The sequence below is a fragment of the Marivirga salinae genome (assembly GCF_030503855.1).
Lineage (GTDB): Bacteria > Bacteroidota > Bacteroidia > Cytophagales > Cyclobacteriaceae > Marivirga > Marivirga salinarum.
The window spans coordinates 3876831-3889894 of sequence record NZ_CP129971.1 but is presented as its reverse complement, the minus strand read 5'-3'; the positions used below and the strand labels follow the sequence as shown (position 1 = coordinate 3889894).

Below are 13064 nucleotides of genomic sequence, written 5' to 3'. Positions count from 1 at the left end.
AGGATGTATTTTAAATTAAATCCCATACATTTACGGTACATCAACTACCAAAACCTACAAGTCAAATTCAAATAATTTTCTGGGGTTAGGTAAATGGTGTATTGCGGATAAAATGACTTTTATTGTTTTTTCGCGGTGAATTAGTGAATAAAGTAACTTTTGTTGCTTTATAGAATTGTTAGCGCCAATTAAAAAAGAAACCTATGAGTAACGATTCAAACTTAAATCTTACAACTGAGCTTCAACATGGAATATCAGCAGACGATATAAAAGACTTTCAAGTTTTAGTACTACCCGAAAATTTTAATAGTGTATCTGATAAAGAGAATTTAATTGAAGCTTCCGACTCTTTGAACATGAGTAAAATTTTCAAGGAAGAAGGACTTAAATGTGCTAACTCATATGATTTAGGACTTGATGTTCCAGCTCTAGAACGTAGGGGTTCAGATATTTGGCTAGGACAAATTTTCATTTTAGATAATGTTGCTCTTCCCATTATTCTTAATGTCTTAACCACTTTTATTCAAAGCAAAATTTCCAGGAAATCCAAGAAAAAGACCATTTCAGAACCAGAAGGAAAAGTGCATTTGGAATTGAAAATGCACAAAAATGGAAACGTTAATAAGCTGAGCTATAAAGGAGACTCTGAGACACTAATCAAAGTGCTCGACAACTTAAAGAATAATGATTGAGAGAATTGAAATAGACAAAAAGGACTATCTCTCACAGGCTGAAAACTATATTCAGCAGTGGTATGATTTAATTCAACAAAGAAAATTAGAAGAAGCTGTTGCTTTATGTCAAGCTATTATATTGCCTTACAAAGAGGTTTTAAACAAACGAAATTGGCACGCTGAATCTGAGAATGACTACAACAACTTTCTCGTTTTAGCGATAATATTTAAAGCATTTGAAGACTACTCTCAATTGGGAAAGATCACCCTTAAAAATAAATGGGATCAAGACAATTTAAATCTTGAAAATGTTTGGTTAAAATTATGGGACTCCAAGGATAGGTTGGATTCAGTAAGGGGTAGAATCCAGTCTAAAATTGTTGAATTAATTTACTCGAACCTTGAAGATCTCTTGGATCAATACAGACAGAATTTTGGGAATGGACTATATGCTAGTCCTGAAATTTTAATTAAGAAAGAGCTATGCTCAATTTGCAATAAAGACATTAGAGCATGCTCACATATTAAAGGCCGATGGTACAATGGTATTATTTGCCGTGGAATTGCAGAAGATATTGAAATGAAAACGATTTCACTTGTAACAGTGCCGAGAGACCCAAGATGCAGAGTTTGGCCTTGGCGCGAGAAGGAAGACAGGGTTTTTGAAATGCCTGTGTTGACCCTATTTCAAGTTGACGACTTCCTAAATGACTATTGAATTAAAAAAACAGGCGCTAACAATGGGTATAAAACATAGGGCGGGATGTGGTTTCCGCAAGTTTTGGGTTCTTAGTAAAGTTCGTTTCGGGCGGACAGGAAAGTGCTTCGAAATGCCCTACGTTTCATACCCGAGACCGTTGTAAGCCATTAAACTATGGAAAGAAAAACACTAAAATCTCTGAGACTATTAATTCCTGGACTTGCATTAATTCTTGCTTTTCTTCCCTTATTTTATCAAATGGGAATAGAATACAAAATTGGCGAAGGGTGGTTGGCTTATAGCCTTTTAATAATTCCTGCATTTGTTCTTGGAGCCGTTTATAATATGCTCGACACTAGATTTTTCATAACAAATTATTCACATCGAAAAATAGATTTAAATATCACAAGCTCATTATTGAAAATATACAATAGGGAACTCTCACAAGAGCAAATTAATTTCTTGAAACAAAAAAGACTAAAGCACATTTTTTACAATATAGTAGACAATGATGCCTCGCTTACTGCAAAAAGTCAGTTGGTATACTCAAACGGAATATTATGGACTTCAACTGCTGATGTATTCTTGATTTCCATTTTTGCTTCAATTATCTATATTGGAATTGGGGTACCCACAGAAAATTCAAGTATTTGGATGACTGGTATATTGTTAGCCGGCATTGGGCTTTTATCAATCCTATTTCATATACTAACCATATTTCGACATTTTAACCTATCAAACGACCAACTCGAGTATATCGAGACACACTATGTGAAAACTTTAAAAGAAAAACTAGATGAGATTTTGCAATAACTGTTTAACTCCGGTTCTTGCTAAGGATCAAAATGCCATTGACATCATTAAGCAGGAATATCTTAAAGACGATTGTCCGTGGTATTTGGGTTATAGTGGTGGAAAAGACTCCTCAGCATTACTGAAATTAGTAATTGGTGCATTATCCCAGTTAGATACTTTCCACAAGGATATAACAGTTATCTATTGCGACACAGGTGTGGAAAATCCAATTATTACAGAATATGTTTATGACACTTTCGAAAGCTTAAAAGTAGAATGCTCTGATTTAGGGCTCCCTTTAAAATATGAGATTGCTATTCCTAAACTAGTGGATAGGTTTTTTGTAAAAGTTATTGGCAGAGGTTATCCAACACCTACGAATATATTTAGGTGGTGCACTGATAAACTTAGAATAAATCCAGTCAAGCAAATCATTGATCAACACCCAAAAGCAACAATATTGCTAGGAATTAGAAACGGTGAAAGTGAACAACGAGATCGAACCATTTCTAAACACTCAAAATCAGAATATTATCTAACTCAAAATGGGTCAACAAGAAACCAAATTTTTAGTCCAATAATTCATCATTCATTAAAAGACGTTTGGGCAACATTAAAATTCAATGATTTTCCTAATAGTATAGACTCACAAAAACAGGGGGAACTTTACAAAGACGCAGGCTCTGAATGCCCTGTTTACAGAGAATTACCAGGTAAATCATGCGGGAGTAGTAGGTTCGGATGTTGGACATGTACAGTAGTGCGGAAGGATAAATCAATTTCAAAAATGATTGAAAATGGGTATTCTGAACTTACTCACTTACACGAATTCAGAAATTGGATTTCAGTTTTTAGAGACAATCCAGAATACAGGTGCAATCAAAGAAGAAATGGTCAAAAGGGATTAGGTCCATTTACACTTGAAGGAAGGAGAATTATTTTGGACAGATTATTAGAAGCCGAATCAAAATCTGAAATGGTTTTAATAAGCAATGAAGAAATTAAAAAGATTAAGGAACTATGGCAAAAAGATATGGACAACCCAAAGTATATTGAAAAAACGGCTTAAACAAGGTATATAGTGCATAGCACCCTGCGGGATGCCATGAAACCATATGCAGACCGTTGTGGGTAAAATACGATGAAAGAACTTTCGAGAAATATTAGAGATTTATGTAATCATCCATGGAAAAGAGAATTGGTCTTCCAAGATAGAATTAAATGGAATAAGTTATGGACTTCTCTTGACGCAATTGAAGATACCCAATTGGCAATAGATTCATATTTAAACCTTGAAGACTTTTCTTCAAATAACGGTGGATATCTATTTATCTATGGAGTAATGCAAGCCTTAAATATTCAACAGGACGCAGCAAATAATCTGCTTTCGGCACTATATGATAAAACAATTAATTTCAAAACAGAATATCCGGATTTATACCAAATAAGAGAGCATAGAAATAATTCAATTGGTCATCCCACAAAAAGAGGAAATGATAAATCTTTTCATTTCATTGGAAGGGCATCAATTAAAAAAAGTGGATTTACTCTAGCTTCTTATTATCCAAAAACTGGAGAAACATCAAAATTTGAGGACATAAATATCATACAGTGCATAGAGACACAAGATGACCTTATTAAAAATATTTTAACCGAGACAATGGGAAAATTGGAATCTGACTTTCAAAAACATAAGAATAAGTTTAAAGGTAAAAAGCTAGCTGATTTTATCCATAATGATTTTCATTATGAATTCTCTAAACTTTATGAAAATGTTGGTCGTGATTATCCTTTAGCAGGTATGAACTTTGATATAATTTGTGAAGGGTATAATAAAGTAAAAGAAGGAATTAAAGATCGTTACTTCACTATTGAAGCTTTACAAGGAGTTCAATATACAACTCAGAAATTAGACTATATATTTAATCGACTCAAAAGAGACCTAATTGACAACAAGATTAGTGATGAATTTGAACTTTCTATTTTTATTGATGCTTTGGAGAGTAACTTTAAAGAGTTGCAAGAAATGATTGATGAAATAGATAAGGAATTTGAATAAATACTTCCCAAAACAATAAATATAGGTGATTTGGCAGATAGTTCTAAAATTGAGTATGTTCACATTTAATAAAATATATAGCGGTTTGATAGTTTGGAGCATTGAAATGCCATGAGCCCCATGTTATCACCGTTGTACTAAATATATCTAACCTATGAATAAAATAATAGTCTTACTTACTTTACACTTCTTTTCTCTTCCTATGTTTAGTCAAGATAGCAACAACTTAATTGACAAAACAACTGAAAATAAAACACTGGACTTTAGTAAGGTGTTTATTGGTGAAAAATTTAAAACCGATGATAGAACACAGGAATCTCAAAGAACAGAACCAATAGGTTTTTTTGGTGATTCATATCAAAGGTTTTACATTCATTTTATTTCTGTAGTTCAAAATACCAATAATCCCCTTGAATATTTTGTTTTTGGTAAAACTAAACTCAAAGACAATATTTCTACTTTTCAAGGGATAATTCAAATTAAAGAGATTGAGGAATTAATAAGACATGAATATCCAGAATTTACTCACGGCAAAATTAATGGCACATATAGTTTTTATGAAGACACCAAGAAAAACGGCTCTGGCAAATTTGAAGGTATATTCCATTCATACTGGCTAATAGACGAAGAAAACGAAGTTGAATATGATGCAATGATGATTGGAGCAGATGGTTACTCTAACAATATGTTTAACGGCTATTGGATAAGTTATAAAACTGGAAAAGAATACCAATGTAATTGGGGTGACTATAGAATCCCAGAAAGTGGGGATCTCGATATGGGCGCGGGTGAATTCTTCCCAAATGATCAGTACATGAACAAAGGTTGGCAAACCTACTTAGATCAATTCGGTGATCCTGATAAACCTGAAACACAAAAAGCAAGAGAAGTAGAAAACGCTAAGTGGTGGTAAATACTGAGCATAACATTCTGTCATAATCATGTCTAAGATTTATTATTTATGAAAGTTTTTATCTTGATCTTTTTTATACTAGCCCGAACAACATACTCTCAAGATGTTGAAGAATTATACCAAACACAAAAAGAGGCTGGCACGCTTAATAACAAAGGATATACCTTATTGGAGAACGGTCAGTATAGTAAAGCGATTTTACAATTTCAAGAGGCCATAGAACTCGATAACTCACAAATTATTTATTTTTATAATCTTGCTGACGCCTGTCTAAAATTAGAGGATAATAATTGTGCTCTTGAAGCCTATACAAACGCAAAGCAGTACCACCCTGAGGAAGCTGACCTTTATATGTTTACTGGTGATGTATATCAAAATCAAAATAAACTAAAAGAAGCGATTTCAGAATATAATAAAGCGATCCATTTTGTGAAAGATGATAACCCTCAAAAATATTTACTCTTTTTTAACAGAGGGAATAGCTATTTGAAATTAAAAAAGTATAAAGAAGCCGCGCAAAATTATACTAAAGCCTTAAAGGAATTCCCTGAATTTTATGGTGCTTATGCAAACCGAGGAATAGCCTACTATTACTTGAAACGAAAGGCTGAGGCTTGTAATGATTGGATCAAAGCTTCTGAAAATGGATTTACTACTGCAAAGCAATATATGTCTAATTACTGTGATTAAATTTTTAACTTTCACTGTGGAGCTTTAATGAAACAATCAAAATAGTTATTTCGCTGGCCCATGTACACTCCATGAAGGGTGGTTAAGCACGATTACTTCCCTTCCAATACCAATAAACCTTTTCCAAAAAACATTAAATTGCACAGTAAAAAAGTTGAGTCTTTTCAGTAACTCAAAATCAAATCAAATGGATAACAATCTTTTGGTCGCCATCTTTTCTGTCATCCTCGTTCCCATGTCTGCATGGTGGAGGTTTTAGCATTTAATAATGATTTTTTGGTGATTTTAGTTATAATGTCCATGTTGCTGGATTAAAGTATAGATAATGCAACACTATCACTAGGAAGAAGGAATTATGTATAAATTAAAACAATTGTTAATCAATAGAATTGGAATAATATTAATTTTTACGATGTTCTCATACTGCACAAACAATAACATGCAGAATAGAAAAGTTGAAGATTCAGATTCTACAGATATAACAGTTGAGGAATTTCTTAAAAGTAAGGAGCCGTATGATCAGCACTTTAAAATCAACATAGACAATGACTCAATAATGGAAGTAGTTATTGTGAACAAGAGCAACGAAAAATCGGACTGTCTTTCAATGTTTGATACTGCTTGTAATTTTATGGAGCTCGAAATTTACAGAAAGAGCAATGATCACTGGGAATTAATAAAGGGATATAAGATTGCTGATTTTAAAAATACTGTTGTGGGGATAGATTCACTTTCAAGTCTAATTGTTCAACAAAACTTTAATCCTTCAGGTCTTTCACAACAGAAGAATACCGAAACTTTCAAATACATTGAGGATGATTTCTATTTACAACAAATTCATATTTTCATAAATACAAAGTTAAATTCCAATTTTGGTAGGAACGCTGATAAATGGAACTATCAAATTGATTTTGACTCGCAACAACTGAAAATTAATCATACTAAAGTAAGAATATTAGAGGATCAAAAAGGCGAAAAGTATTTATCAGAAAATGACACAATCTATCAAGAACTTATCTCGAGAGACTTTGCTATATCCCTTGGAGAAATGTACAAATTAGACACCATAATTGGAGAAGAGAATTTGATTCATTCTTTTTGATACAAGCATCGCCCTAGTCCTAGCATGTTCCACATGCTAGCCAATCAAAATTACCTCCTTTATAATTCCAATAAGCATTCTCTTATTTTGATTGAATAGGCTGAGAGAAGTTGAGTGCACAGCACTCGAAAAAATAAAATCAATTTATTTAACAGTTCATATTGCGGAGAACTTTATAAAATGTTATGTTTAGCGTTTCTAAACGCAAAGAACCAAACATATAGTAAGCAAGACCCTATGAAAACTATCTTAAAACCGACCTTAACCTTCTTTTTGTCACTTTCTATGCTTTTTTCCTTACAAGCGCAAAACTGTGATTGTGAAGAATCATTTGAAAAAACGGTCAATATCTACGAGAAAAATTACTCACTCTTTCAGTTTAAAGTTACAGATGACAATAGAGCTTTATACAAAGCGCATACCGATATCATGAGAACTGAGGCGCAGCAAGCGGAGTCACTTCAGGAGTGTAAATTAGTGCTGGAGCGTTGGTTAGATTTTTTTAGAGACAAACACAATTATATCCAGCTAAATGCTACAGGGGAGGATAATCATGAAAAAATAGCCATTACGGAAGTTAAGTTTAAATCAGAATACAAGAAAAAAGCCTATGGACAAAATCCGGTACTTGGAATATGGCAAAACAGTGGGTATCGAGTAGCCATTATCCCAAATCCTTCAAAAAATGAAGATGATTTTGTTGGAGTTGTATTGGAAAGCCAAAGCGAAAATTGGGAGAAGAATGAGATAAAATTCAAACTTAGCACTGATTTCGGGTCGAATTTTCAGGCAACGTATTTCATGAGCGATCATTCGCCAGAACAGCTGAAAGCGGAGCAAACGAGCATAGAGAAATTAGACTTTGGGAGCTATAGAAGCTGGACTAAAATCTGGCCAGAAAGTAAAAATATGACTGCTGATTCTGAAATAAAGCGCAAGTATGATCAATTCCACTTTACAGAAGTGGACAATATCCCTTACCTAAGATTCCCCGATTTTTATACGGTAGATGCAGCCCATGTTGATAGCATTATGAAAGCCAATCACGAGAAATTAGTAGCAGCTGATTTTATTATTGTAGACGTTCGCGATAATCGTGGTGGCAATGATGGAGTCTATTATCCTATCTTGCCTTATATTTTGGATGGCCCCGTTGAAGTGCCAAATTCAGGATTATGGATGAGTGATGATAATATTAAGAGATTCCTGGAGCAAAGTGATTTAAAGGGTAAAGCTGTGGAAGATTTTACGGAAGAAGAACGGCAGTTATACGATTTTGTGATGTCTTTAAAAGGCACTGCTTTTTATCAGACAGAAGGCTATTCCTCCACCCTCGAAGCGGACACGCTATATTCCGGCCCTCAGAAAGTAATCTTACTGGCTACTAATGCAGGTAGTTCGGGAGAGACTTTTGTGTATAAGGCTAATCAAAGCGGTAAAGTAGTGGTATACGGTCAGAATACAAAAGGAGTAGTAGATGGCTTTAATGGACTAACTACTGAAATCGGATGCTTTAAGTTGACTTATCCGTCATCTTTCCGAGCTAGAGATGTAGAAGAAAATCCGATTGATCCTTACGGAATTGCTCCGGATGTTTATGTAGAGGATGATACGGATGTATTACGATATGCAATCGAACACATGAAGCAGCTGCTTCAAAATCAATAAAACTGCTTAATGTAGATTGGTTTAGCCTGATTCCTATTAAATCATCTTCTATCATAGCGCGCGTTGCGAAGCACCTGTTATTGACAAGATATTTCCGCTAGAAAGGATTGTGGAGGCACACCAATATGTGGAACTTGGACATAAGGTTGGCAATGTGGCAATTTCAGTCAAATAATGTAGCTAATTATGAAGAACAAAATGTCCATAAATAGTGAATCAGAATTAATTGTTTTTCTGCGGTAATAGTATGCAGGAGTTTATTATAATTTGATTTCACTGTCAAGCACAGAATATCTAAGAGATTTGAAAAAACGAGCTTTAGCTGAAAAGCAAACTATTTAGAATCTGGGGGAAGAATGATGGATTTTTTTTAGCAAGTTATTGAATTTGCTTAATTGAATTAAAGATGTTTTTATATACTTTTGCATGTAAACAAACTCGTTTTTTAAGCGTTGCAAATCCTTCTTTACGTTTTATGAGAGACTATTAAAAGCAGGATGAATACAGTCGAAACTATTAGATCTACAGTCAAAACATGAAGTTCAATGAAAGACAATAACACAGTTGAAGGTCAGGTTCTATTTGATTTTTTTAGTTTAGTGATACCATTGGACGATGAAATTTATGATCTATTGGGTCCATATATCAAGAAAAAATCTTACAAAAAAGGCGATTCTATTCTAAAAGAGGGAGAGATAGAAACAAAGGCAAATGTAGTGGTAGAAGGTGTTGTTCATCAGTATATATATGAAGATGATCAACCCAAAACCGTTAATATCACACCCAAAGGCTTGTCATTCAACAGTTTAAAAAGCTATCTAAGCAAGGAACCTTCACTGGAAATCCAAGAAGCTATTACAGATGTTGAGGTTGTATATATGATGAAAGAGGATATAGATTGGCTAGCAAAGACTAATAGTAAGTTCGCTTATCTTATGTTTAAAGTATATGAAAATATTTTGTTAGATCGTGAAAACCGAATGTTTTTACTCCAATATAAAAATCCTACTAAGCGACTAAGGCTTTTCCATGAAACAGTGAGTCGTGCCCATATGATGATAAAAGATACCCCTGATAAATATATAGCCAGTTATTTAAATATGACCCCTCAGCAGTATAGCAATGAAAAGAGAAAATTGATGAAAGAAGGATTGTAGATAAAGCATTTTGCACGAAGTTATCTGGAGACAACTTTACATATAGAATTTATGAGCATGTTTGCACTCGTAAATTAGTAAAGATTAGATAGTAATGATTAGACAAGTCGTTTTTTTGGCAATTGGTATATTTACTCATATATCAGCAATCAGTCAGGTCTTGGATCTGCCAGCAAATCCAGATTTCAAGTCACCTTTTTTCGAAGTAAATCAGCAGATGCAGCATTCATTCCCCATAGATCCAAGGCAAGCTGAATATCAGCAGCTCGATAGTATCGTTCGATATGGATATGATGAAGAAGTTGAGAAATGGAATAAGCCCTTACATAAGCTCAGCATTTCTTATGATAGCAATTATAACGATACTCTTATCCTTCAGTCTGTCTGGGATAAAAGTAGCAATGAATGGCTTGATTTAACGAAAGAAATAAAAGAGTACAATGAGACAAATCATATTAAAATAAGAGAATTCCACGTAATAGGAAGAACTGGAAATCGAATCCAATACGCTTATAATGTCAATAATAAGTTAATTGAAAAAACAGAAAGCTTCTTTAAATCAGGTGAATGGCATTATAAACAAAGGAATGTTTACACTTATAGTAGCGAGAATCTTTTAGTATCAGATTCTGTATATAGATATAATTTTTTAGAAAATAGGGAATGGTTAAATATTGGAATCACAACTTTTTATTATGATGATGCAGGCCAATTATTGCATGATAGCACTTATATTAAGCCTTGGCTTCAAGGTAATAATATAGGGGATTGGAGGCCATTTTCCAGTACTAGTCATCAATACAATGAGAGCCAAAATTCTGAGGAAATAACTTTTTTAACTTGGGAGATTTTGCCTGGTAGTTTTATTCCATCGTCAAGAGAATTTATCCAATACCATAATGAGGCGGGAGACATAAGTGCTCGTATTAATTTTGAATGGAATAAGAATCAAAATGTATGGGACTCAATCAATGCCGTTCAGTATTCTTATAGCGATGAAGACGAATTAGTTGAGTACCGAAGGCAGATCTGGGATACTAATCCTAGTACCGTAGTGGAATTGTTGAATTTCGATTATTCAGTAAGTAATGATGAAATGTTGCTACCTAGCTCAACTTTAAATTCTTATCCGCAGTCTATTTTTCACCATAAAATCTTAAGTATAGAGTCAGGTCGATTGAAGTTGAATAGTAATCAAACTGAAAAATTTGGTGTAGCAAAATTTTATTATTCCACTCATGAAAGAGAAGTGGTTACAAAAATAGAAGGTAGTCAGTATGGTGACCCCTTAAGAGTATATCCTAATCCTGCTTCGGAATTTATTAGCGTTAATTTTAAAGCAACTTTTCAAGATGCAAATGTTACCCTATATAATATAAACGGAACTAAAATGCTCTCTGAACCTATCAAAAATAATGAGAAAATAATAATTAATACCTTGAAAAAAGGCATGTATTTTTACTGCCTTGAGTTTGGCAATCAAGAGTACGTAGGAAAGCTTATTGTTAAATAGACTGTTTAGAAAGTATGTCTGCTCAAGCGCGTTGTGAAGGTTAAGATGATCGTGTAATCATATGCTATGGGAAAAAGAGTTCTCTCTTACTGTATTTTAAAAAATATGCCTTTCTAATAAAGTGATTTTTTTAAAGAGACCTTTTCAGTCGATAGATAACCATTTTCAGAAGGTACTCTATATTGTGTTAAAGAGGGCATGTCTCTATATTTGTAAAAACAATAATACAATCAAATTCAGAATCTTATGAGAACTCTTGAAATCATTTTGCTAGTGGTGGTCACTGTACTTCCTTTTGTCAAAAGGAAAATCCTACTACAGTTTCGATCCAATTATATTTTAGTTTTTCTATTGCTTTTGTTGGCTTTGCATCTGCTGATTGATGGGGCGCGTTGGCAAATGTTTCCTGTTTATTTTCTGCTGCTGCTAGTAGGGTGGCGAATAAAAGCTGTTGATATTTCACAACCGGCTCGTTTAAACTTTTTACGAGTAAGTGGCTATATACTATTCTCGATTTTCGCCATTTTAGCTTGGGTTCTGCCTATGGTTTTACCTGTTTTTGATCTACCGGAACCACGAGGTAAATACGAAGTAGGTACAGAACTAATCCATGTAAAAACAGATAGGCCTGAGAAGATTACCGAGGACGAAAGCGATAAACGGGAATTTCTGTGTAAAATTTGGTACCCGAGTAATGCTGAGACCGATGATTTAGAAGGAGAAAGCTATATAGATCCAAGTAGTAGAGCAGGTTTTGCCACAAAATATGGTTTGCCAGCTAACGCGCTGAATTTTTTGGATCATGTCAAAACTTTTGTTTATCCTGATCTGCCCGTTGCGGAAGGCACTTTCCCTGTACTACTTTTTTCACATGGTTATGGTTCCAAAGCGACAGGCTATTATGCACTGCTTACTGAGCTGACAAGTCAAGGTTATATCATCATTAATATGAATCATACCTACGAAAGCTTAGGTGCCAGCTTCCCTGATGGTAGGCAGAAATTCTTTGATTATGGGTATCAGCAAAAAATTTCAGAATGGAATGCTGAACTTTTGGATCCTATGAGGAAAGCATTTAAAGATGGAATTAGCTATGAAAAAAGACATCAAATAGCGGCTCCGGCTATTCGAAATTATTTTGAGAAAGATATTCAGGGCCGATGGGCGAAAGATATGGAATCTGTATTGAATTTATTAGAGGAATGGAATAGCAAAGGACCTTTTGCCAACAAACTAGATTTGAATAAAATAGGTGCACTCGGGCATTCAGTAGGAGGAGGGTCAGTAGGACGATTGGCCATACAAGATGAAAGAATAAAAGCTGCAGCGAACTTAGACGGTATTCAATGGGGTGAGATGATCGATACGACTTATCAAATCCCTTATCTATACATTTCAGCGGATTGGCCGGCAGATCACGAGGATATGAATTCACATGTTTACATCAATAAAAGCACTGACTATTTCTACGAAACAAAGTTGTTAAATTCCGGTCACCCTAATTTCATGGATATTCCTTTCATGATTCCAGTTAAGGCTTTGGCAGGTACTGGCGATATTGATCCTTATTTGGGTATAGAAATCGTAACGAAACTCGTGGATAGTTTCTTCGAGCAGCATTTACTAAATGAAGAAAAAGTAAATACACAAAATATAGCAAAGCAGTATGAGGCCTTGGAAATGAAGGTTCATAACGGAGATTCTACCCATGTACGCGAAGGTTCTTTCTGAACTGACAAACTTTGAATGAAATTCTGATTGCCAGCCACATGGCTGGCAATCAGAATTTAGCT

General features: G+C 34.3%; 13 protein-coding genes. All 13 read left to right on the top strand.

Annotation, left to right across the window (positions count from 1 at the left end):
* The first annotated feature begins 203 nt into the window (after window positions 1–203).
* The 13 genes from QYS49_RS16240 to QYS49_RS16180 all read left to right on the top strand — a co-directional run bounded on the left by QYS49_RS16240 (window position 204) and on the right by QYS49_RS16180 (window position 13002).
* Complete coding sequence (locus tag QYS49_RS16240; protein ID WP_308348805.1) at window positions 204–692, top strand: hypothetical protein; 489 nt, start codon at window positions 204–206, stop codon at window positions 690–692.
* Window positions 685–1392, top strand: coding sequence for a hypothetical protein (locus QYS49_RS16235; RefSeq protein ID WP_308348804.1), 708 nt, complete (start codon window positions 685–687; stop codon window positions 1390–1392). The genes QYS49_RS16240 and QYS49_RS16235 overlap by 8 nt, the downstream gene beginning before the upstream one ends.
* Window positions 1393–1548: 156 nt before the next feature.
* The gene (locus tag QYS49_RS16230; RefSeq protein WP_308348803.1) at window positions 1549–2187 is read left to right on the top strand and encodes a hypothetical protein; all 639 of its coding nucleotides are present in this window, start codon (window positions 1549–1551) and stop codon (window positions 2185–2187) included.
* Entirely contained in the window at window positions 2171–3238 is a 1068-nt protein-coding gene (locus QYS49_RS16225) for a phosphoadenosine phosphosulfate reductase domain-containing protein (RefSeq protein WP_308348801.1), read from the top strand. The genes QYS49_RS16230 and QYS49_RS16225 overlap by 17 nt, the downstream gene beginning before the upstream one ends.
* A 72-nt stretch (window positions 3239–3310) precedes the next feature.
* Window positions 3311–4228, top strand: a complete 918-nt coding sequence (locus QYS49_RS16220) for a hypothetical protein (protein ID WP_308348799.1) — start codon at window positions 3311–3313, stop codon at window positions 4226–4228.
* 154 nt (window positions 4229–4382) lie between these two features.
* On the top strand, window positions 4383–5141 hold the full coding sequence (locus QYS49_RS16215; protein ID WP_308348798.1) for a hypothetical protein: 759 nt from the start codon (window positions 4383–4385) through the stop codon (window positions 5139–5141).
* 48 nt (window positions 5142–5189) lie between these two features.
* Complete coding sequence (locus QYS49_RS16210; protein WP_308348797.1) at window positions 5190–5831, top strand: tetratricopeptide repeat protein; 642 nt, start codon at window positions 5190–5192, stop codon at window positions 5829–5831.
* A 439-nt stretch (window positions 5832–6270) separates the two neighbouring features.
* A complete protein-coding gene (locus QYS49_RS16205; RefSeq protein WP_308348796.1) occupies window positions 6271–6933 on the top strand; it encodes a hypothetical protein in 663 nt (220 codons plus the stop codon).
* 237 nt (window positions 6934–7170) lie between these two features.
* Window positions 7171–8601 carry a S41 family peptidase gene (locus tag QYS49_RS16200; protein WP_308348795.1) on the top strand — a complete coding sequence of 477 codons (1431 nt, stop codon included), beginning with the start codon at window positions 7171–7173 and terminating at the stop codon, window positions 8599–8601.
* 40 nt (window positions 8602–8641) lie between these two features.
* A complete protein-coding gene (locus tag QYS49_RS16195; protein ID WP_308351591.1) occupies window positions 8642–8776 on the top strand; it encodes a zinc-binding dehydrogenase in 135 nt (44 codons plus the stop codon).
* Window positions 8777–9146: 370 nt separating this feature from the next.
* Window positions 9147–9758, top strand: a complete 612-nt coding sequence (locus QYS49_RS16190; RefSeq protein WP_308348794.1) for a Crp/Fnr family transcriptional regulator — start codon at window positions 9147–9149, stop codon at window positions 9756–9758.
* Window positions 9759–9852: 94 nt separating this feature from the next.
* Window positions 9853–11271, top strand: a complete 1419-nt coding sequence (locus tag QYS49_RS16185) for a T9SS type A sorting domain-containing protein (RefSeq protein ID WP_308348793.1) — start codon at window positions 9853–9855, stop codon at window positions 11269–11271.
* Window positions 11272–11517: 246 nt separating this feature from the next.
* Entirely contained in the window at window positions 11518–13002 is a 1485-nt protein-coding gene (locus QYS49_RS16180) for an alpha/beta hydrolase (RefSeq protein ID WP_308348792.1), read from the top strand.
* The last annotated feature ends 62 nt before the right edge of the window (window positions 13003–13064 follow it).

Excerpts from the sequence above, each read along its gene's own strand:
- QYS49_RS16240 (WP_308348805.1), top strand. The coding sequence starts at position 204 with ATGAGTAACGATTCAAACTTAAATCTTACAACTGAGCTTCAACATGGA.
- QYS49_RS16235 (WP_308348804.1), top strand. The coding sequence starts at position 685 with ATGATTGAGAGAATTGAAATAGACAAAAAGGACTATCTCTCACAGGCT.
- QYS49_RS16230 (WP_308348803.1), top strand. The coding sequence starts at position 1,549 with ATGGAAAGAAAAACACTAAAATCTCTGAGACTATTAATTCCTGGACTT.
- QYS49_RS16225 (WP_308348801.1), top strand. The coding sequence starts at position 2,171 with ATGAGATTTTGCAATAACTGTTTAACTCCGGTTCTTGCTAAGGATCAA.
- QYS49_RS16220 (WP_308348799.1), top strand. The coding sequence starts at position 3,311 with ATGAAAGAACTTTCGAGAAATATTAGAGATTTATGTAATCATCCATGG.
- QYS49_RS16215 (WP_308348798.1), top strand. The coding sequence starts at position 4,383 with ATGAATAAAATAATAGTCTTACTTACTTTACACTTCTTTTCTCTTCCT.
- QYS49_RS16210 (WP_308348797.1), top strand. The coding sequence starts at position 5,190 with ATGAAAGTTTTTATCTTGATCTTTTTTATACTAGCCCGAACAACATAC.
- QYS49_RS16205 (WP_308348796.1), top strand. The coding sequence starts at position 6,271 with ATGCAGAATAGAAAAGTTGAAGATTCAGATTCTACAGATATAACAGTT.
- QYS49_RS16200 (WP_308348795.1), top strand. The coding sequence starts at position 7,171 with ATGAAAACTATCTTAAAACCGACCTTAACCTTCTTTTTGTCACTTTCT.
- QYS49_RS16190 (WP_308348794.1), top strand. The coding sequence starts at position 9,147 with ATGAAAGACAATAACACAGTTGAAGGTCAGGTTCTATTTGATTTTTTT.
- QYS49_RS16185 (WP_308348793.1), top strand. The coding sequence starts at position 9,853 with ATGATTAGACAAGTCGTTTTTTTGGCAATTGGTATATTTACTCATATA.
- QYS49_RS16180 (WP_308348792.1), top strand. The coding sequence starts at position 11,518 with ATGAGAACTCTTGAAATCATTTTGCTAGTGGTGGTCACTGTACTTCCT.